The organism is Haloferax marinisediminis, from assembly GCF_009674585.1.
Lineage (GTDB): Archaea > Halobacteriota > Halobacteria > Halobacteriales > Haloferacaceae > Haloferax > Haloferax marinisediminis.
The window spans coordinates 1,681,723-1,700,296 of record NZ_WKJP01000001.1 but is presented as its reverse complement, the minus strand read 5'-3'; the positions used below and the strand labels follow the sequence as shown (position 1 = coordinate 1,700,296).

Below are 18,574 nucleotides of genomic sequence, written 5' to 3'. Positions count from 1 at the left end.
CGAAACACCGTCAAAACCGAAGTTTGACTCACTCATTGTTGTCTCTCTGTTTGCTGATTGGAATGACGAACGCTTGCACGAGGTCGCCTTCTTCGATACCTAACGCCTCGCGTTCTGCGTCGGGGATGCTCAACCGGCCACCACTCTGGACGCGGGTTTTGAACATCGCAGTCCCCATGCTCATCGCACCGAAATCGGAGAGACCGCCAGCGGACCCTCCCTGGTTCGCAGCGAGCAACTGCTCGTAGAGCCGTTGTTGCTGCTGCGTAAACTCCTCGCCTGCCTTGCGCAACTGCTCGGTGAACATGGCAGGAGGCCACAGCACGTCGTCGTTGTTCGCCATCTCAGCTGGTACAACGGTCGTGTGTTATATATAGCTTCCCCACAATTCCATCAGATGGTATACGATGGTAAGAGATGGTTTAGAAGAACGGGCGACGGTCCACCCTCCCCGACGATGGTGTCGAACTCACCACACAGGAGGGTCCAACGATGAGTGACGGCGACCCACAACAGAACGTGTCGTCACTGTTCGCGGCTTCGGGGCGAACGATGGCAGAGGTGACCCGCGCGTGGACGAACGCATCGACGCAGGTGCTGAAGAACATCACCGAGGCGAACCAGGCAGTCCTCTCCGCGTTTGGTGGCGGTGACATCAGTGGGGAGGTCACTGAATCGTCGGACGTGTCGATTGGGTATTCACGGCGTGGGTGGTCGCTCGATCGAGACCTCACGTGTGACACCGAGGTAACTGTGGGGGACACCCTCCGCTTTTCGAAGGTAATCAGCGAAGCGAACGTCGACGCCTTCGCCGACGCAACTGGCGATACGAACAGACTCCACCTCGACGAGGCGTTCGCGAGTAACTCCCGCTTCGGCGAACCGATTGCTCACGGTATCCTCGTTCTTGGCCTGATCAGCGCTGCACTCGCCCGGCTTCCGGGGTTGACCATCTATCTCTCGCAAGATATCCAATTTATCCGCCCTGCGACGATTGGTCAGCGCTACACGGCCGTCATCGAAGTCGTCGAACAACTCGGAGACAAGCAGTTCCGACTCACGACAGACGTCGTCGACGAATCCGGTGAGATGATTGTCGATGGTGAGGCAGTCGTCCTCGTCGACGACCTCCCGGCGTAGTCGTCCAATCTGACCGTTTTTGGCCTAGTCGACCTGTATCGCCACGCTCGGCGAACTGATATGTGAGTGGTATAATTAAACTTGTTTAAACTCAGCTTCTGTGTATAAGGGTTGTTCTAGGGAACGACTATGTAGAGCGACACGGCCCAATTACATAGAGGGTCACTGGCCTTACACATCCGAGGTTACTGAGTTGTAATCGGGACGGTGGTGTACGAAGAGTCGCCTCGAAGTGTGGTCTCCCTCACGAGAAACACAATGACGGAACGCAATCGCACCTGTGTGGTGACAGGTTCTTCACGTGGGATTGGCCGTGGTATCGCCGAACAACTAGCAGAAGACGGCTTCAACGTCGTCGTCAACTACCGGAACTCTGAAGCAGAAGCGTACGACGTCGTCGACGCGATCGAAGCCGACGGTGGGACGGCAATCGCCCTCCAAGGTGACGTCTCCGACTACGACGAGATGATGGGAATGGCTGACCGTGTCCACAACACGTTCGGCCCAATCGACGTTCTCGTGAACAACGCGGGTATCACTCGTGACCGGACGTTCAAGGACATGACTCGCGAGGACTGGGAGCAGGTCATCGAGGTGAACCTCGGCGGCGTGTTCAACTCCACGAAAGCCTTCTACGACGATATCAAGCAGGCTGACGAGGGGCGTGTCATCAACATCTCGAGTGTCGTCGGCCAACAGGGTAACTACGGGCAGGCGAACTACGCAACGACCAAGAGCGGTCTGTTCGGGTTCACCCGAACGCTCGCACTCGAGCTCGCGAGATTCGACTCGACAGTCAACTGTGTTGCCCCCGGATTCACGAAGACGGACATGCTCAACAATGTCGACGAACATATCCAAGAGAAGATCCGCGAGCGGATTCCCCTCGGCTGCTTTGCGACGGTTTCCGACATCTCGGGTATCGTCTCGTTCGTCGCGAGCGAAGACTCGGGGTACATGACCGGCCAGATACTCGGCGTCAACGGTGGGATGGAGTGGTAACGTGACCGAGAACACGTTCCACGCTGCTCCGTCGAGCGACGATGTCGACGAGCTGCCGAACCAGAACCACACTCTCGTCTCGGTGCCCGACGATATCGAGTCGAATGGGGCGAAACTCGTCTACCTCGCCGTTAGCGTCGCTGACGAACCGACGACTGCAGAACTGACCCATATGCTGCAGATGAACTCACTCGCTCTCTATCCGATTCTCCGCACGCTCGCAGAGCGGGGACACGTCGACACCGAGGGCGAGACGATTACCTGTACGTAACCCAGCGAACTGTGTGTCGCTGGTGACCTAGAGCACTCTTTTTGTGGACTCTTCGCCGTCTCAGCGACATCTCTCGGTCCCTTCGTTTGTTTGCTTCAGAATCCTCTTCGATGCACTGGCAGCATAAAATTCAGCTATACCCCGGTAGCGACGCTAAAACGACTCGACCCGTAGAAGCCAGGAGTGGGATTCGAACCCACGAAGTCTCGATTACAAGTCGAGTGCATGAACCGCCCATGCTCTCCTGGCGCGTCTTCCGATTATTGGTCCTCCTTTGAGTGTGTATCGTTTTGTATCGATTTCTCCAGTTGAATCCGGTGCGGACCATACCCGTGTCGTCGGTAGAATTTCCGGGCGGATTCGTTGTCTGCCATGACCTCGAGACCGACCACGTCGGCCCCGGCCTCGCGGAGTCGTTCTTCGGCCGCCGAGAGTAAGCGACCACCCACTCCCTCGTCGCGCCTGTCTGGGACGACGAACAGGTTGCTGATGATGCCGCGCGTCACGTCTTCTTCGTACGTGCCTGCTTCGACTTCGAACGTGACGAACCCGACGATGTCGCTATCGTTACGCTCGCCGTCGTATCCGTCGCGCACGACGAGGACGCCGTCGAACGTGATGTGATGCGCCAGCGATGCGCGAATATGCGCCCGATTCGCGTCTGCGAAGAGATGTGACCCAAACGCACGCTGCCCGTGGGCCAGTTCGACCCACAAATCTGACAGAACGTCGAGGTCGGATACATCGGCAGCCACCAACCGCATACACCTCACTATCGCCCGCGAGATTGCTTTTAAGTATCGCTCGCTTCCAGAAGAACGTCCAATCGGGGCCCCGCAAGTCGTCAGGTTCTATTTCCTCTGCAAGCGCATAAGAAAGATTTATGTTCGTCAATCGGCCCCTCATACCATGAGGATAGTTATCAATGGGTATCGCCGAAACCTACTCCCGCGGGAGGGCATTTGCCATCGAGCGTCCGTTCGCGCTCGTACTGGGAGTCATCGCAGCAGTACTGCTCGGTGACCTCCTCCTCGGGCTAGCAACCGGTCAGACGAAGATTGCCGATATCGGCACCCTCGTCTGGGACGGCCTGATGCGTGGCCTCGTAATTGGCCTCGCAGGAATCGGGTTGTCGATGACGTACAGTATTTTGAATTTCGCGAACTTCGCACACGGTGACTACATCACCGCCGGTGCGTTCTCGGGTTGGGCGACGACGTACCTCATCGCCGGCCTCGGGCGCGCGGACATCGGTGCGTTGCTCCTCGTCGGTGCTGGTGGTTCAGTCTACGGCGGGTCGCTCGGCCTCGGGATGTTGTCGACGCCGTTAGCAGTCGTCGCAGGCATCATCGTCGCCGGTTCGTTCGCGATTGCGCTGTCACTCGGTGTGGACCGTTTCATCTTCAAACCGGTGCGTAACGAAGACGGAATCACGCTCCTCATCACGAGTATCGGTGTCGCATTCGCACTCCGCTACCTGATGCAGTTCGTCTTCGGGTCGGACGTTCGCGGCACGACGGCACAGCCACCATCGATTGGGCTCTACCTGCTCGACGGAACTGTGTTCATCAACGCACACGACATCACCCTTCTCATCGTCGCCTCCGGGCTGATGATTGGTGTCCACCTGCTCTTGCAGCGGACGAAACTCGGGAAGGCGATGCGTGCGATGGCCGACAACAAAGACCTCGCACTCATCACCGGGATTCCAACCGAACGCGTCGTTCGCTCGACCTGGATTATCGGTGGCGGACTCACCGGTATCGCCGGCTACATGTTCGTCCTCTGGAAAGGGACGCTCGGCTTCAACGACGGGTGGCTCTTGCTGCTGCTCATCTTCGCAGCAGTCATCCTCGGCGGGATTGGCTCCATCTACGGCGCAATCACTGGTGGTCTCGTCATCGGGCTTACTGCCTCGATGTCGGTCCTCTGGATTCCCTCGGCCTTCGCTCGCGCCGCGGCCTTCGTCGTGATGATCGTCATCCTGCTCGTGAAACCGTCCGGTCTCTTTAGCGGGAGGTCGACTGCATGAGCGTCAAAGACGACGTCGCCGCCCGCGTTCCCGGTGGCGACACGGGACTTATCGTCTTGGTCATCGCATCCGCGTACCTGCTGTACCTTCTGGCAGGTATCGTACTCGGATACGACCTGCGTGGCCAACTCAACTCCATCGCGACGCTGACGTTCTACATCGGCGTCTTCGCGATGCTGTCGCTCGCGCTCAACCTCCACTGGGGGTACACGGGACTGTTCAACATCGGTATCGTCGGCTTCATGGCCGTCGGTGTCTACGTGATGGCTCTCGTCTCGAAGCCGCTGTACGTCGCTGGCGGTGCCGCTCAGGTTGGGGGCCTCGGCCTCCCGCTGTGGGTCGGTATCCTCGCTGGGATGCTCGCTGCGGCCATCCTCGGTTTGGTGGTCGCCTTACCGGCACTACGGTTACGAGCGGACTATCTCGCTATCGTGACGATTGCGATGTCAGAAATCGTTCGGTTCAGCTTCCTCTCTGGTGACCTCCAACAGTTCTCGCTCCTGGGAACGAGAGTCGGGTTCGGTGGCGGGTCGGGCCTCATTCTCGACTTCACGTCGCCGCTCGAAGCACTGTTCCAGGCGATTGGGCTGTGGGGTGTCTACACTGGCTTCATCGATGCCTTCAGAGTAATCGTTCCGACGAATCCCAAACCGGTCGTCGATGGAATCGTCTACGGAGCGTTGCTCCTTGGCTTCGTCGTCGTCTACTACTGGCTACTCAAGCGAACCGGTGAGTCGCCGTTCGGCCGCGTGCTGAAGGCGATTCGAGAAGACGAAGACGTCGCAAACGCGCTCGGGAAGAACACCGACGGCTTCAAAATCAAGTCGTTCATGCTCGGCTGTGCCCTGATGGGCCTCGCCGGGATTCTCTGGCTCATGCCGCAGGGTGCTGTGACGCCGAACTTCTTCCGGCCGCGCGTGACGTTCTTCGTCTGGATTGCCCTCATCATCGGTGGTGCAGGGTCGAACACCGGCAGCGTCCTCGGTGGCGCAGTGTTCGCAGCAGTTCTCTACCAGGGACCACGTTACTTCCAGAACCTCGTGGGAACCGTCTTCCCCAATCTGGATTCGCCTTCAGGGTTCGGACAGGCGATTTCGCCGCTCATCAGTTCGTTCGACCCCGTCCCGTTCTTGCTGTACACGGTCGACAGTATTCGCCAACTCCAACTCGTCGTGATGGGTCTGGTACTCATCTGGCTGATGCACAACCGTCCGGAAGGCCTGCTCGGCCACCGCAAAGAGACAGCCTCCGTCATCCCGCTGTCCCGTCCGAAGTCGATGGCCGCCGCCGATGGCGGCACCGACGAAACGGTTCGTACCGATGGCGGTATCGAACGAGGTGAAGACGATGAGTGATGCATCGAATCCACCAGTCGACGAAGTCGCGACCAAGGTCGACGACGGCGCACTTGGTGCGTTCGCATCCGGTGTCGACACGACAGAGGAGTTCCCACTGCAAGTCGAAGGACTGCGAAAGTCCTTCGGTGGCATCACCGCTGTCGACGGCGCGTCCTTCGAAGTGGAAGCCGGAACGCTGACGGGTCTCATCGGTCCGAACGGGGCCGGGAAGTCGACGACGTTCAACCTCATCACGGGGATGCTCAAACCCGACGCCGGGACCGTCACGTTCAACGGCGAGGACATCACGGGCCTCGAACCCCACGAGATTGCGAACCGTGGGATGGTTCGGACGTTCCAGATTGCTCGTGAACTGAGCGAGATGACCGTCCTCGAGAACATGATGCTCGCGCCGAAACACCAGCGAGGTGAGGCGCTGTGGCGGTCTGTCACACCGGGCGTCCGCGACGACGTTCGCGAACAAGAAGAGGAACTCCTCGAACGCGTCTGGGAGGTCCTCGACTTCTTCGACATCGACCACATCGCCCACGAGTACGCAGGCAACCTCTCCGGTGGCCAGCGGAAACTCTTGGAGATGGCACGAGCGCTCCTCACCGACCCCGACATGCTGCTCCTCGACGAGCCGTTCGCAGGGGTCAACCCGACGCTCGAAAAGAAACTACTCGAACACATCCACGAACTTCGCGAACAGGGCTACACGTTCCTGCTCGTCGAACACGACATGGACCTCATCATGAACAACTGTGAACACGTCATCGTGCTCCACCAAGGGCAGGTCCTCACGGAGGGCACGCCCGACGACATCCGGAGCAACGAAGAAGTCATCGAGGCCTACCTCGGAGGCAACGTATGAGCGTCGACGCCAACACGAGCGCCACGAGCGGTGGCGGTGTCGAAGACCGCAGCGACTGGTTGCTGCGTGTCCGCAACCTCGACGCCGGGTACGGCGACCTGCAGATTCTCACCGACGTGGACATGGACGTTTACGACGGCGAGTACGTGACTATCGTCGGCCCGAACGGGGCCGGCAAGTCCACGACGATGAAGTCCGTCTTCGGACTGACCGCCCACATGGGTGGGACGATTCAGTTCCAAGACGAGGATATCACCGGCCGACGACCCGAAGGTATCATCCACGTCGGAATCGGGTACGTCCCGCAGAACGACAACATCTTCCCGACGCTGACCGTCGAAGAGAACCTCGAGATGGGTGCGTACATCCTCGACGAGGTGCCACAGGACGCGATTCGAGCGGTCTACGACCGGTTCCCCATCCTCGAAGAACGCAAGCACCAGAAAGCAGGGACCATGTCCGGCGGGCAACAGCAGATGCTCGCGATGGGTCGTGCACTCATGCTCGACCCCGACCTGCTGCTCCTCGACGAACCGTCGGCGGGTCTCGCACCCGACCTCGTCCAGGAGATGTTCGACAAAATCGACGAAATCAACGAGGCAGGCACGGCTATCTTGATGGTCGAACAGAACGCGAAAGAGGCGCTTCGACGCTGTGACCGCGGCTACGTCCTCGCGAACGGGCAGAACCGCTACATGGACCGCGGGTCTGCGCTCCTCGAAGACGAACAGGTCCGACAGGACTTCCTCGGCGGATAACGCGACTCGGCACTCGGCATTCTTTTTTCGCGATTCTCTCGTGCCAGCAGTGGTGCGCATCGACGACAGGAGTCGATGTCTCACTCACAGACGAGTGGGGAACTTCGACGGCCGAATACCTGCTCGACAGTCGAGCGCAGAACGTCGTGAGTTGTCGTCACCGGCGGAAGGCTCGATGCCACATCGACCGTCTCGTCATTCTGTCGGCGGTTTGGTAGCCGTATCTGTCCGCGGCTTCGTAGCCGCATCCGTCCGCCTCGGCCGTCAGTCTCCACACAGCACTACCGCTCACCATGCGGCGTCGAAAGAAAAGTCGGGATTGGGTCGTCGCTTATTCCGGACCGGAGAGCGCCGTCTCGATGACGGAGGAGTACGAGGACTCCCCGATGTTGAAGGCGACCTGTTGGTAGACTTCGCCACCGAACTCGTCAGCGAAGACGTTGCTGAAGCGCTCGGAGAGCTGCTGACCGTAGTCGTTGTTGACGTACAGCGTCGAGACGGTGTCCGTTCCGAGGCGGTCGGACATGACCTGCGCCATGACGCGGCCCTGCAGGAAGTCAGACGGCGCAGTCCGGAAGATGAAGTCGTTGTCGTCGAGGTCGGAGACGGACAGTGCCGTCGAGGACGGCGAACAACCGACGATTTCGTTCGGGATGAACGCCTGCTGTGAGACAGGGACGTTCACACCGGACGACGCCGAACCACACACCGAGGGCACGCCTGCGGAGACGAGCGACTGTGCAGCGGCGACACCAGCGTCCGGGGACGTCTGCGTGTCTTCGATTTCAGCCGTGACAGAGAGGCCTGCCGGGTTCGCATCGTTGACCTGCTTGACCGGAATCTGTGCTGCCTGAATCATCGGTTGACCGACTGCTGCGAGGTCACCGGTCTCTGGCAGCAGGATACCGACGGTCATGTCGCGGTCGGTGCCGCCGGGGCCACTGTCTGCGGCCGGACCGTCGCCGCCGGGGTTCGCACCCTGGAAACTCTGCTTGTCGACTTCGGTCGTGGCGTCGTTCGCTGCGTCGAACTCCCAGATGGCGTAGGCTGCCTCTGCCGGGTCACCCTTCGCGTCGAAGTTGACCGAGGAAGACGCACCCTGGTAGTCGATGTCTTCGCCGTTTGCGGCCAGTTCGATACCTTCGACGAGGTCGCCGGGGCCGATGACAGTGCCGCCGGGGTTCGCCATCCGGCGCATCTGGTCTTTGATAGCCGGACCGGAGTTCTCACCGGCCGCAGCGTTCGCGAGCAACTGAATCGCGACGGAGTCGTAACACTGCGACGTGAAGACACCGGGTGCCGCGCCGTATTCGTCTTCGAACAGTTGGGTGAACGTCGACTGGTTCGGACCGCCTGCCGCCGGTGCCGTTCCGGTGACGTTCGCCATCTCGTTACCGACCTGACCGGGCATCGACCCGGAGCGCAGTCCGTCAGGAACGAGGATTTGCTCGCTTCCGTCGGAGGCGCTGTAGTAGTCACGGAATAGTTGGATACCACTCTCGGGGTATCCGATGACGACTAGTCCGTCAGGTCCAGCGGAACCGCCTCCGCCACCGATACATCCAGATAGTCCAGTCAAGCCTGCCGCGCCCGCGGCTCCCACTCCCTTGAGGAAGTCGCGGCGTACGATATCACGTACCATGTGTGAGCCAATAGCAACTACTGCTTATAAAATTTACTCCATGTGTTTTTGAAACCGCCAAAATTGCGCTGGACGGCGGTGCGAGGAACATCTGCGTGTCATCATCAATCATCGCGTATTATATACGAGAATGACGAACGGCGTGAATCGCTGTGTTCAAACCCATCGCGGGGTGTTTTTTGGTAGATGACTATTCCGTCGTTCGTCATCGGCATCGCCGGGGGCAGTGGTGCCGGCAAGACCACCGTGTCCCGACTCATCACCGAAAACGTCGGTGAGTCAGTGACGCGGATTCCAATTGACAACTACTACAAAGACCAGAGCCATCTCGAGATGGACGAGCGCGAGCAGATGAACTACGACCACCCCTCGGCGTTCGAGTGGGACCTCCTGCGCGACCAGCTGGCCGAACTGCTCGAAGGGCGGTCGGTCGAGATGCCGCAGTACGACTTCGAGGTCCACAACCGAAAGCCGGAGCGGGTGACCGTCGAGCCAACCGACGTCATCATCCTCGAAGGAATTCTCGCACTCTACGACGAGAACGTCAACGAGATGCTCGACTTGCGACTCTACGTCGAGACTGACGCCGACGTCCGAATCCTTCGCCGCATCCAGCGTGACGCCATCGACCGCGGGCGCGACTTACAGGGCGTCATCGACCAGTATCTCTCGACGGTCAAACCGATGCACGAGCAGTTCATCGAGCCGACGAAGAAACACGCAGACCTCATCATCCCTGAAGGCGCGAACAGCGTCGCCGTCACACTCCTCGAAGAGAAAGTCCAAGCCGAAGTCGAAGGCGACGAGACGCGCACGTGGGAACGCGAAGCTATCGAACAGGAAGTCCAAGAACGGACTACGTTCGACGGACCGGTCAACTAGCCGGTCGAAGAGAATCCAGAAACAGCCCGTCGGTCGTTTACGCTTTCTTGCCTTTCACGAACTTGTCGGCACCCTCGTAGAACCAGAAGCCGTTGTCGCGCATGGCTTTCCCGACTGCCTTGTGCAGTTCCACGAAGTCACCGAACTCCTCGCCGTCGACGTGCTCGAAAATCTCCGAGAGCGAGACGACGCGCTCGTAGTCGAGGCGAATCGGGTCGTCGCCGAACTCCGCGACGAACTCCGATTTGTTCAGCGGGAAGTCTTCGCCTTCGTCGATTTTCTTCGCGATAATCGCCTGGCCGTACTTCCGGCCTCCTTCGCTCCCTTCTTCGCCGTCCGGGTCGTGTGGCCAATCCATACCCGAGTGTTGGGAGGCCGATTCAAAGCCGTTACGCATTTGTTGATATCTGTCATGCGGGATTTGACAGTGACTGTTGGCAACTTCGACGCTCACGGGGCGAGAGAGTGATGATTGAATTACAGTTCTTCCGGGCCGTCGGGTCCAGCGACCGAGCGGAGATGTGAGCGGCAGCTCAGCGGAGCGAATCCACGTTACAGTGATTTCTTCATACAGGTGGCCGTCGAGGGACAGAGGTCGTCGAACTCTGTGGTCTCTTGAATCGTGACCGGCGGGTCTGTTCGCTCGATCTCCTCGTATCCACGGCCGGCGAAGAACGCGCGCGCCGTCGTCGTGAGTAGGTAGAGCGTGTCGATACCGGCGGCCCGTGCCTCCGCTTCGAGCGCGTCACAGAGGGCGGTTCCGAGTCCTTCCCCTCGCGCGGCAGATTCGACGACGACCGACCGGAGCAATCCATCGGATCCATATCGCTCGATGCCGCCGATGCCGATTGGCGTGCCATCGACGTATCCGATGGAGAAACAGTCCGGCTTCGACCGAACGTCACGGGACGGTAAGTCGTTGGCGTCGAGCAGGCCCTCGACGTACGAGAGTCTGCTGTCGGCCGGGTGGAGAGTCACACGCTCGTCGCTCATAGCTACTATCGCACTCGCAGGTAGCTAATGTCTTCTCCCAGTGCGGAGGTGTGTACTCGTGGTTTTCCGAGGATGCGGTGGGTCTGGGATTTGAACCCCACTCGCTCTGCTCACTCCGTTCGCGTCGCTCCCTGCTTCAAATCCCAGTGGACCGATTCGACGCTCACGGAGGCGAGCACACGCTACGCGGTGCTCGCGGTGTAGTTCGCGTCAGAATGCGGTGGGACTGGGATTTGAACCCAGGATTCCGTGAGGAAACCTGCTTTCAAGGCAGGCGCGTTAGGCCGCTCCGCCATCCCACCTTCGTGCGACAGTTTTGATTCAGGTACCTAAGAGTTGTCGTTCTCGGTTAGTCGCGGACGAGTCCGAGAACCCCGTCGTCCGACTCGACGCGGAGGCCCGCTTCGAACACGAGCGTCGTCGTGTGCTCGGGGACGACGCGCTCTGCTTCGACCCGCGAGCGCAGTATCGGGACGAGCGTCGCGAGGTCGGCACCCGTCTCGACGACTGAGAGCATCTGGATGTAGTCCAGCCCCAACTCGGCGTCGTCTGCGTGTTCTGCGAGTGTCTCGACTTCCGGATCTGCGTAGGCGTCGGTGAAGTCGAACGGCTCGCGGAAGCCAGAGAAGTAGACACGGCCCTCGGTCGATGGCCCGAGAACGACGGGCGTACTGCGAAGCTTCATCGCGGCACTGTCGATGTGTGTGCGCCCGAGTTGTGGCACGTTGGGGCGGACAACGGCGACTGAGTGGACCGCTTCCTCTTCGAGGAGGTGTGTGACGGTGTTGCCGGCACGGGCAGAGAACGTCGAGCCGACCTGCGGTTCGAATCGAACGTCGTCCGTGCCGCCGAGCGCGTCGGTGACGATGCTCCGAACCTCTGCTTCTGCGGAGACGTCGCCGACGAACTCGTCCGGGAGGTCGTCGTCAGAACGGTAGTTCACGAGCAGGTCGCCACCCGACCGCTCGACGGCGATGCAGATGTCCTTGAGCATCGCGGCGTAGAGGTCTGCGGCCTCTCGTTCCGTGAGCGGACTCGTCTCCGCGAGGTCTGGGAGTACCAACCCGGGCCGCGGCGGTTCGGCGAGGACGGCGATGACGGTCATACTCTCTCTTCACGCCGGCGAACCCTTGAACCCGCCGCTTGTCGTTCTCGCGTCAGCGACTCCGGCGGCCTTTCGTCTGGCGGTAATCGCGACTGAACACCGACTCACGAACGTGTTCGACGAACGCCTCGGTGTCTGCGTCGGTCTGCTTGTCGGGGTCCATCATCGGCACGAGTTCGAACCCACGGCCGCGGATTGTCGTCGCGTGTTCGGCTTCCACGTCGAAACTGTCTGCCGCGCGTGTCGTGTAATCGAACGCGAGCGCCTCCAGTGCGGCCTGTCCGACGGGGACGATGATGTGCGGGTTTATCATCCGAATCTCGGCATTCAAGAAGGGTTCACACGTCGAGATTTCGTTGTCTGTCGGGCCGCGTTCGGGGTGTCGACAGCGGGTCAGATACGTGAGAAAGACGTTCTGCACGTCGGGTTCCTCGGCGTCGGGGTCGGAGCGCGAAAAGCCGAGTTCACCGAGGATTCGCTGGACACGCTCGCCCGCGTCGTCACCGGTGAAGGGGACGCCCGTTCGCTCTGCGTCCGCACTCGGTGCCTCGCCGACGAAGAGGAACTCTGCGCCCACGTCGCCGTAGCCGTGGACGACCTGCTCGCGGACCTCACAGAGGGCCTCGCAGTTCGTGCAGGCGGTGTCCATCGAGAAGGGGTTCCGGAACTGGCGTTGGTGTGCGTCCACGACCCTAGGTTCGACTCTGGAATCAAAACCGCCTCGGTCTCGTCAGTCGAGCCAGCCACGTAACGACGCATCCCGCCCCGGCGAGAGATACCGCCGAATTCGATTTCTGTCCCACCCGAACGGCGAGACCACGCTCTCGGCCGCCCGAATCAGGAGACGGTCGTAGTAGCCGACGTCGACGTCGTCCACACCGGGGCGTTCGAAGTCGAGTCGAACCCGGTCGGTGCCGCGGCCGTCCTCGTCGGCGACGACGTATCGAACTGACTGCCCCGGTTCGCGCGGTACTCCGAGTTCGACAGACCGGTTCCCGGCAGCGGCGACGAGCGTGTTGCGGTCGTAGTCCGCAGGGGCCTTCGAGAGCCGACTCGTCACGAGCAGTTCGTCGGTCGGAACGTCGGACCGCCGGAGTCGCGTGCGATGGCGAACGAGTCGGTCACAGACCGCCGCTGGGTCGCGGTGTCTGTCGAGCGTCGAAATCAGGTCGCGCTGGGCGTCGGCGACGAACTCGGGCGTGCTTCGCTGGCGAATCTCGATGCCTTTGTAGACGAAGTCGCCGTCTCGTGTGCGACCGAAGTAGCGCGTCAGCGCACCGCGGTCCATCCGGCGCGTCGGGACGAAACACACCCAGTCGTACGTCGCTTCGACTTCGAGCGGAATCCCACAGTCGTCGGTCACCGTGGCGGCGAGGTCAGTGGGAGACTGTGGGTCGTCGCGGGCACGCGTCAGCCACAGACTGTCGACGATGCCGTGGACGACGCGCCACCCACCGTCTTCGGCCCGTTCTTTGGCCCGCAAGAGCAGGTCACGGGCGACGGCGTTGATAGCCTCGTGGCACTCGATACGACCGAACTTCGCGTTTCGGTAGCCCTGATAGCCGAAACATGACACGAGCACCCACTTGATGGCACCCGACTTCGCCCGTGCCGACGCGGCGGCCGATTCATCGCCTGCGGCCTCGGCCTCGCTGGCCTCACGTTTGAGTCGGCGCCTGTCTGCGAGCAATGGTTCGAGGACGTCGGGCAGGAATCCTCGACGGTCACAGATGGTGTAGTCGAGTTCTGGGATGTCGGCGCGGCCGGCGTGGCAGTCACAGCCGAGGGTGTCCGGCGAGATGTTCCACTCGCAGATGATTCGCGGATACAGCGAGGCGAAGTCGAGTTCGACCACGTCTTCGTGGAGGCCGACCACCGGGTCGAAGGTGAAGCCGCCTCGGTCGGCGGCGTGGAGCGTCTCGACGGATTTGAACGTCTCCGGGCGGCGTTTGTTCCACGGAACGAGCACGTCGCGGGCCATCGCCTCACGAATCTGCATCGCCGTCAGCACGTTGCCGATACTCGCCCACGACGCCTCTTGCAGCGGTTTCCACGAGCGCTCGACGAGATAGCACAGGCCGTCGAGTCGCGACTCTGCCCACAGGAAACTGTTCCCGGTGTCGACGATTGCTCGGCCCGGGACGGCGTATCTGGCCGGTGAGTGTCGCACCGTTCCGTAACTCACGACGGTGTTTCCGCCAGCGAGTCGCTCCAGTCCACGATTCGGGTCGCGGCCGAGTGGGCAGTCGAGTTCGAACTTCGTGGCGCAGTCACGCAGAAGCGGTAGGAGACGTGCGGAACTCACGACGAGAACGTCCGGGTCCTGTTCGGCGAGTTCCTCACACGCCGTCTCGGTTGCGTCGCGTTCGTCGCCATCGACTGATTTTCCGGCGACTGACAGCGCCGAGAGGTCGCCGTCGGCGAGTGATTTCTCGGGGAGGGAGAGCCGAAGTGTGCGGGGTCGACGAGATGGAACGGGGACAGTCTCGGTCTGCACGCAGTACCGAAATCCCGGCGAGAGGTCCACGTTGTAGAAGCGGGCACTGCCGGGTGAGACGCGGCCGAGCAGGTCGTCGCGGAGGCGACGAGCGAGTCGGCGAACACCTCGCGGGGCTACGACAGCGACGCGGAGCACCTCGGTTCGCTCGCGCGAGTCGAGGCGGGGGTACAGTCGGTCGTAGCCAACGTCGGCGACGGCGGGGTCCGCACGGAGTCGTCGTTCGAGGTCGGCGAGGACCGAATCCGGCCCCGAAACGTACAGTTCCGGTATGTAGTCGGTCACGCGGTGAGACTGGGCACCAGCGTCAGTGAGGTGCCATTCGACGACGTCGTCACCGTCGAAGTCGACCGCGAACACGGTTACTCGCTCGCTTCGGACGCGGAATCGAGACGTTCTCGGAGGCGACGCAGTTCACGCTCCTGTGAGAGGAGCATCGAGAGGACGACTGCACGATGCGGGTCGGCGGGGTTCGCGTGACCCGCCGCGGCCGCGTGTTCGTGCGCGCGCTCGAACAACCGGTCGAAGTCGGCTTTCGCCTCAGCACGGAGGGCGCGACGGTACGGTGCCCACGAGTCGCGATACCGTCGAAGCGCGTCACGGTACGTCGGATTCGTCCGTCCCATCACCATCCCTCCGCCGCGACTGCGTCGAGGGTCGTGACCGATGCAGGGCCGACGTGGGCGAGGTCTCCTTCGGGTGCGACGCCGAGCAGTTCGACCCAGTACGGAATCGTCGTCTGCCAGTAGTCGCGGTGGTGGTACGCCAGCGTCTGTACGTCGTCACCGGCGAACGCGACGCCTTCGCGGGTATCGTGACACTCGACGGTCCGGTCTGCAGTGTCTGCGAGTGCGTCGGTGAACTGGTCGTCGACGCCCTCGCGTGCGGTCACGAGTACCGGCACGGACAGTGACTCGGCGAGCGCATCGAGGATGGTCACAGCAGCGTCGAACAACGTCCGTGCCTCGCCCGCGGGAACGTCTGGGTCGCGGTAGAGCGCCGGGAGTCGCGGGACGACGACGAGCGACGTCCGCGACGAGACACGACTCGGAAGCGACGAGACGAGTTCGTGGTGCTGGTAAGCGGTGAACGCCCGTGCGATTCGGAGGCCGCGGAGTGTCCGTCTGGACTGCGCGTGTTCGTAGAGTGCGTGTGTGACGGCGTCGTTCCGCGAATCGACCCAGTAGGCGCTTCCCTCCCGCCGAGCGAGTTCGGCAGTGACCAGTCGGTGGAGCGCGTGGGGTGTCTCTCCGGAGCGACGAAGCAGCGTCACACCGGGTTCGAGTCGCGGACACGCCGACAGCGTGTCAGTTCCCATCTCGACTCGTACGTCGCGGTGACGCGGGTAAAGTGCGAGCCATGGATGCAGAGTGAAAGTGAAATTTCCAGAGACTGTCGTCTCGGGGAGTGTGTGGGATGCTCATGTGAGAACCTGTGTCATCGCGTGAGTGAAAGTGGAACGCGAAACAGCACGGAAGAAGCGACGCGAGAGGGTACGACGAAACTTAGCGGTCGAGGCCGCCTTGGGCCTTGATATCCATGATGTGGCGGACGTTGAGGTAAATCTCCTCGGGAGACGTGTCACCGTCTGGGTCGTAGAGGTCGCTCACCCGGTAGAGGATAGCCGACACCTGCCGGCTCTCCGAGGACTCGCCGTACACGTCGTCGGCGATTTCGCGGAGCAACGCGACCTTCTCGGGGTCTGCGGGGAACTCGGCGTCCGAGTCCGGAGCCATCTCCCAGTCCACCTCGTCTGCACTCGCCGCTGTCTCGTTTGCGTTCTCCGTCACCTCGTCAGCGCCCTGTTCGGGTGTGGACTGTCCGCCGTCACTCATTGCTCGCTGACCCGCCGACGCTGGATGATGCCGGTCATGTCGGCGACGTTTTCGACCATCACGCGGAACGCGTCGGCCGTCTCGTTGTCGTCTTCGAGGACGATTGGTTTCCCGCCGTCGCCGCCTTCGCGGACGGCCGGGTCGAGTGGGAGTGCACCGAGGAACGGCAGGTCGTTCGACGCGGCGAACTCGCGGCCGCCACCGGCACCGAAGATGTCGTGGTGGCCACCGCAGTCGGGGCAGCGGAACGTGCTCATGTTCTCGACGATGCCGAGGACGTTCGTATCGTGCTTGCCGAACATTCGGAGACCCTTGTTGGCGTCGTCGAGGGCGACGTTCTGCGGCGTCGTGACGATGACGGCACCGGTGAGTGGGAGCGTCTGGAGGATGGTCAGCTGCGTGTCGCCCGTGCCCGGTGGCAGGTCGAGGACGAGGTAGTCGAGACTCCCCCACTGCACGTCGTCGACGAGTTGCGTGAGCAGTTGGTGGACCATCGGGCCGCGCCAGATGACCGGGTCGTCCTCGCCGACGAGGAACGCCATCGACATGAGCTTCATTCCGTACTTCTCCGGCGGGATAATCGTCTGGTCTTGGGTCGCCTGCGGTGCCTCTTCGGCGGCGACCATCCGCGGGACGTTCGGCCCGTAGATGTCGGCGTCGAACAGGCCGACGCGAGCGCCGAGTTTCGAGAGGCCAGCAGCGAGGTTGACCGCGACGGTCGACTTCCCGACGCCACCCTTTCCGGATGCGACGGCGATGATGTTCTTGACGCCCGGGAGGACTTCCTCTTCGTCGGGTGCGCGGTCACTCGGAATCTTGGCCGTGAGGTCCGCTTCGAGCCCTTCCTCGGCGAGAAGCTCTCGAATCTGTCGGCCGATTTCTGACTCCGTCGGGGAGTACGGTGCCCCGAGTGCGAGCGAGATGCGGGCGGTGTCGCCATCGACTTCGATGGCGTTGACCAGACCGAGCGAGACGATGTCGTCTCCGAGGTCGGGGTCCTCGACCGCACGCAAGAGGTCGCGTACGTCGGCTTCGTTCATGTCGATTCATCCGGTCGTGTGGCCGATAAGGGTTTTGTAAGGTCTGGTTGCGGATTGTACCGTCCTGTCGCGGACTGTACTGGAACTCTCCACGCAGTCGACACGAACGCCTTCGAGTTTTGGTAACTGGTAACCAATACCGTTTACGTCGAGCCTACAATCGACAGCGAATTTATCAACATACACTCCCAGTGTTCGACACATGGTGCTGGTGGACGACTTCGGCCGCGAGGTAACCGGAGTCCGTATCTCTCTGACCGACCGATGTAATTTCGACTGCGTCTACTGCCACAACGAAGGGTTGGGCGACACACGCGGGCCGATGGACCCCTCTACGGAGGAGATGAGTGCCGACGACGTGGTTCGATTCCTCGAAGTCGTCGAGGAGTACGGCGTCCGGAAGGTGAAGTTCACCGGCGGCGAACCGATGCTCCGCGCCGACCTCGAAGAGATTATCCGGCGGACGCCGGACTCGATGGAGACGTCGTTGACGACCAACGGGACGTTCCTCGGCGACCGGGCCGGCGACCTCGTCGATGCCGGACTCGACCGCGTAAACGTCTCGCAGGACGCTCTCGACCCGGAGGCGTTCGCCCAGATTACGAAGTCTGGCGCGTACGACAAGGTGATGGAGGGCGTCAAAGCGGCCGTCGACGCCGGTCTCACGCCCGTCAAACTCAACATGGTCGTCTTCACCAAGACGGCCGGGTACGTCGAGGAGATGGTCGAGTACGTCGCCGAAAACGAAGGCCTCCAACTCCAACTCATCCAGTACATGCCCGAACTCACGGGCCGCCCAGACTGGAACATCGACATCGAACGCGTCCACCGGTGGCTGACGGACCTCGCTGACGAAGTCGAAGTCCGCGACATGCACCACCGCCGTCGCTACTACGTCGGCAAAGGGATGGTCGAAATCGTCGACCCAGTCGAGAACGCCGAGTTCTGCGCCAACTGTCATCGCGTGCGCGTGACACACCAAGGATACCTCAAAGGGTGTCTGAACCGCAACGACGACCTTCGCCCGATGGGTGAGATAACGCGCGACGAGATTCGCGAGACGTTCGAGGCAGTCGTCGCCAACCGCGTCCCCTACTACGGCGAGTACCTCGTCCGCGACGGCGACGGCGACTGGGTCATCAACGAAGAGTACATCGGCGTCTGAG

At 61.5% G+C, this 18,574-nt stretch carries 21 protein-coding genes and 2 tRNA genes; 9 read left to right on the top strand and 14 right to left on the bottom strand.

Annotation, left to right across the window (positions count from 1 at the left end; translation table 11 throughout):
* Nucleotides 1-28: 28 nt before the first annotated feature.
* Entirely contained in the window at nucleotides 29-343 is a 315-nt protein-coding gene (locus tag GJR98_RS08885; RefSeq protein WP_151137446.1) for an AbrB/MazE/SpoVT family DNA-binding domain-containing protein, read from the bottom strand.
* 149 nt (nucleotides 344-492) lie between these two features.
* On the opposite strand from GJR98_RS08885, the gene GJR98_RS08880 reads away from it, so the two are divergent.
* The 3 genes from GJR98_RS08880 (at nucleotide 493) to GJR98_RS08870 (ending at nucleotide 2,413) form a co-directional block, all read left to right on the top strand.
* Nucleotides 493-1,140, top strand: coding sequence for a MaoC family dehydratase (locus GJR98_RS08880; protein WP_225316388.1), 648 nt, complete (start codon nucleotides 493-495; stop codon nucleotides 1,138-1,140).
* A 258-nt stretch (nucleotides 1,141-1,398) separates the two neighbouring features.
* Nucleotides 1,399-2,142, top strand: coding sequence for a beta-ketoacyl-ACP reductase (locus GJR98_RS08875; RefSeq protein ID WP_151137444.1), 744 nt, complete (start codon nucleotides 1,399-1,401; stop codon nucleotides 2,140-2,142).
* A gap of 1 nt (nucleotide 2,143) precedes the next feature.
* Complete coding sequence (locus GJR98_RS08870; protein WP_225316387.1) at nucleotides 2,144-2,413, top strand: hypothetical protein; 270 nt, start codon at nucleotides 2,144-2,146, stop codon at nucleotides 2,411-2,413.
* A gap of 175 nt (nucleotides 2,414-2,588) precedes the next feature.
* On the opposite strand, the gene GJR98_RS08865 is transcribed toward GJR98_RS08870, so the two are convergent.
* Nucleotides 2,589-2,662: transfer RNA gene (locus tag GJR98_RS08865), tRNA-Thr, on the bottom strand.
* 11 nt (nucleotides 2,663-2,673) lie between these two features.
* Nucleotides 2,674-3,177: a GNAT family N-acetyltransferase gene (locus tag GJR98_RS08860; protein ID WP_151137442.1), complete on the bottom strand. Its 504-nt coding sequence runs from the start codon at nucleotides 3,175-3,177 to the stop codon at nucleotides 2,674-2,676.
* A gap of 329 nt (nucleotides 3,178-3,506) precedes the next feature.
* Here GJR98_RS08860 and GJR98_RS08855 point away from each other — a divergent pair, with 329 nt between their 5' ends.
* From GJR98_RS08855 to GJR98_RS08840, 4 genes are read left to right on the top strand one after another with little or no spacing between them, the layout of a single operon-like run.
* Nucleotides 3,507-4,445 carry a branched-chain amino acid ABC transporter permease gene (locus GJR98_RS08855; protein WP_191965484.1) on the top strand — a complete coding sequence of 313 codons (939 nt, stop codon included), beginning with the start codon at nucleotides 3,507-3,509 and terminating at the stop codon, nucleotides 4,443-4,445.
* Entirely contained in the window at nucleotides 4,442-5,800 is a 1,359-nt protein-coding gene (locus GJR98_RS08850) for a branched-chain amino acid ABC transporter permease (protein ID WP_151137438.1), read from the top strand. Before GJR98_RS08855 ends, GJR98_RS08850 begins: the two co-directional genes overlap by 4 nt.
* Entirely contained in the window at nucleotides 5,793-6,656 is an 864-nt protein-coding gene (locus tag GJR98_RS08845) for an ABC transporter ATP-binding protein (RefSeq protein WP_151137436.1), read from the top strand. Before GJR98_RS08850 ends, GJR98_RS08845 begins: the two co-directional genes overlap by 8 nt.
* Entirely contained in the window at nucleotides 6,653-7,414 is a 762-nt protein-coding gene (locus GJR98_RS08840; protein ID WP_151137434.1) for an ABC transporter ATP-binding protein, read from the top strand. The genes GJR98_RS08845 and GJR98_RS08840 overlap by 4 nt, the downstream gene beginning before the upstream one ends.
* Nucleotides 7,415-7,745: 331 nt before the next feature.
* On the opposite strand, the gene GJR98_RS08835 is transcribed toward GJR98_RS08840, so the two are convergent.
* A complete protein-coding gene (locus GJR98_RS08835; RefSeq protein ID WP_151137432.1) occupies nucleotides 7,746-9,056 on the bottom strand; it encodes an ABC transporter substrate-binding protein in 1,311 nt (436 codons plus the stop codon).
* A 186-nt stretch (nucleotides 9,057-9,242) separates the two neighbouring features.
* Here GJR98_RS08835 and udk point away from each other — a divergent pair, with 186 nt between their 5' ends.
* A complete protein-coding gene (gene udk, locus GJR98_RS08830; protein ID WP_151137430.1) occupies nucleotides 9,243-9,938 on the top strand; it encodes a uridine kinase in 696 nt (231 codons plus the stop codon).
* A 37-nt stretch (nucleotides 9,939-9,975) separates the two neighbouring features.
* Here the strand turns inward: udk and GJR98_RS08825 are convergent, their stop codons facing one another.
* The 10 genes from GJR98_RS08825 to GJR98_RS08780 all read right to left on the bottom strand — a co-directional run bounded on the left by GJR98_RS08825 (nucleotide 9,976) and on the right by GJR98_RS08780 (nucleotide 17,408).
* On the bottom strand, nucleotides 9,976-10,296 hold the full coding sequence (locus tag GJR98_RS08825; protein WP_151137428.1) for a DUF5785 family protein: 321 nt from the start codon (nucleotides 10,294-10,296) through the stop codon (nucleotides 9,976-9,978).
* A gap of 194 nt (nucleotides 10,297-10,490) precedes the next feature.
* A complete protein-coding gene (gene arsN2, locus GJR98_RS08820) occupies nucleotides 10,491-10,931 on the bottom strand; it encodes an arsenic resistance N-acetyltransferase ArsN2 (protein ID WP_151137426.1) in 441 nt (146 codons plus the stop codon).
* Nucleotides 10,932-11,149: 218 nt separating this feature from the next.
* A tRNA-Ser gene (locus GJR98_RS08815) sits at nucleotides 11,150-11,233 on the bottom strand.
* A 47-nt stretch (nucleotides 11,234-11,280) separates the two neighbouring features.
* Entirely contained in the window at nucleotides 11,281-12,036 is a 756-nt protein-coding gene (locus tag GJR98_RS08810; RefSeq protein WP_151137424.1) for a DUF2064 domain-containing protein, read from the bottom strand.
* 52 nt (nucleotides 12,037-12,088) lie between these two features.
* Nucleotides 12,089-12,724, bottom strand: a complete 636-nt coding sequence (locus GJR98_RS08805) for a uracil-DNA glycosylase (RefSeq protein WP_151137422.1) — start codon at nucleotides 12,722-12,724, stop codon at nucleotides 12,089-12,091.
* Between the two features lie 42 nt (nucleotides 12,725-12,766).
* The gene (locus GJR98_RS08800) at nucleotides 12,767-14,893 is read right to left on the bottom strand and encodes a type B DNA-directed DNA polymerase (RefSeq protein WP_151137420.1); all 2,127 of its coding nucleotides are present in this window, start codon (nucleotides 14,891-14,893) and stop codon (nucleotides 12,767-12,769) included.
* Nucleotides 14,894-14,895: 2 nt separating this feature from the next.
* Nucleotides 14,896-15,159 carry a hypothetical protein gene (locus GJR98_RS08795; protein ID WP_151137418.1) on the bottom strand — a complete coding sequence of 88 codons (264 nt, stop codon included), beginning with the start codon at nucleotides 15,157-15,159 and terminating at the stop codon, nucleotides 14,896-14,898.
* Complete coding sequence (locus GJR98_RS08790) at nucleotides 15,159-15,851, bottom strand: hypothetical protein (RefSeq protein WP_151137416.1); 693 nt, start codon at nucleotides 15,849-15,851, stop codon at nucleotides 15,159-15,161. The genes GJR98_RS08795 and GJR98_RS08790 overlap by 1 nt, the downstream gene beginning before the upstream one ends.
* A 187-nt stretch (nucleotides 15,852-16,038) precedes the next feature.
* A complete protein-coding gene (locus tag GJR98_RS08785) occupies nucleotides 16,039-16,368 on the bottom strand; it encodes a hypothetical protein (protein ID WP_191965441.1) in 330 nt (109 codons plus the stop codon).
* Nucleotides 16,365-17,408, bottom strand: coding sequence for an Mrp/NBP35 family ATP-binding protein (locus tag GJR98_RS08780; RefSeq protein ID WP_151137414.1), 1,044 nt, complete (start codon nucleotides 17,406-17,408; stop codon nucleotides 16,365-16,367). Before GJR98_RS08780 ends, GJR98_RS08785 begins: the two co-directional genes overlap by 4 nt.
* A 202-nt stretch (nucleotides 17,409-17,610) precedes the next feature.
* Here GJR98_RS08780 and moaA point away from each other — a divergent pair, with 202 nt between their 5' ends.
* Nucleotides 17,611-18,573: a GTP 3',8-cyclase MoaA gene (gene moaA / locus GJR98_RS08775; RefSeq protein ID WP_151137412.1), complete on the top strand. Its 963-nt coding sequence runs from the start codon at nucleotides 17,611-17,613 to the stop codon at nucleotides 18,571-18,573.
* Nucleotide 18,574: the final 1 nt, after the last annotated feature.

Bases quoted from the DNA above. Each gene is read 5' to 3' on its own strand.
- GJR98_RS08785 (WP_191965441.1), bottom strand. From the start codon at position 16,368: ATGAGTGACGGCGGACAGTCCACACCCGAACAGGGCGCTGACGAGGTG.
- GJR98_RS08885 (WP_151137446.1), bottom strand. From the start codon at position 343: ATGGCGAACAACGACGACGTGCTGTGGCCTCCTGCCATGTTCACCGAG.
- arsN2 (WP_151137426.1), bottom strand. From the start codon at position 10,931: ATGAGCGACGAGCGTGTGACTCTCCACCCGGCCGACAGCAGACTCTCG.
- moaA (WP_151137412.1), top strand. From the start codon at position 17,611: ATGGTGCTGGTGGACGACTTCGGCCGCGAGGTAACCGGAGTCCGTATC.
- udk (WP_151137430.1), top strand. From the start codon at position 9,243: ATGACTATTCCGTCGTTCGTCATCGGCATCGCCGGGGGCAGTGGTGCC.
- GJR98_RS08810 (WP_151137424.1), bottom strand. From the start codon at position 12,036: ATGACCGTCATCGCCGTCCTCGCCGAACCGCCGCGGCCCGGGTTGGTA.
- GJR98_RS08825 (WP_151137428.1), bottom strand. From the start codon at position 10,296: ATGGATTGGCCACACGACCCGGACGGCGAAGAAGGGAGCGAAGGAGGC.
- GJR98_RS08835 (WP_151137432.1), bottom strand. From the start codon at position 9,056: ATGGTACGTGATATCGTACGCCGCGACTTCCTCAAGGGAGTGGGAGCC.
- GJR98_RS08855 (WP_191965484.1), top strand. From the start codon at position 3,507: ATGCGTGGCCTCGTAATTGGCCTCGCAGGAATCGGGTTGTCGATGACG.
- GJR98_RS08845 (WP_151137436.1), top strand. From the start codon at position 5,793: ATGAGTGATGCATCGAATCCACCAGTCGACGAAGTCGCGACCAAGGTC.
- GJR98_RS08875 (WP_151137444.1), top strand. From the start codon at position 1,399: ATGACGGAACGCAATCGCACCTGTGTGGTGACAGGTTCTTCACGTGGG.
- GJR98_RS08880 (WP_225316388.1), top strand. From the start codon at position 493: ATGAGTGACGGCGACCCACAACAGAACGTGTCGTCACTGTTCGCGGCT.
- GJR98_RS08780 (WP_151137414.1), bottom strand. From the start codon at position 17,408: ATGAACGAAGCCGACGTACGCGACCTCTTGCGTGCGGTCGAGGACCCC.
- GJR98_RS08795 (WP_151137418.1), bottom strand. From the start codon at position 15,159: ATGGGACGGACGAATCCGACGTACCGTGACGCGCTTCGACGGTATCGC.
- GJR98_RS08790 (WP_151137416.1), bottom strand. From the start codon at position 15,851: ATGGGAACTGACACGCTGTCGGCGTGTCCGCGACTCGAACCCGGTGTG.
- GJR98_RS08850 (WP_151137438.1), top strand. From the start codon at position 4,442: ATGAGCGTCAAAGACGACGTCGCCGCCCGCGTTCCCGGTGGCGACACG.
- GJR98_RS08840 (WP_151137434.1), top strand. From the start codon at position 6,653: ATGAGCGTCGACGCCAACACGAGCGCCACGAGCGGTGGCGGTGTCGAA.
- GJR98_RS08860 (WP_151137442.1), bottom strand. From the start codon at position 3,177: ATGCGGTTGGTGGCTGCCGATGTATCCGACCTCGACGTTCTGTCAGAT.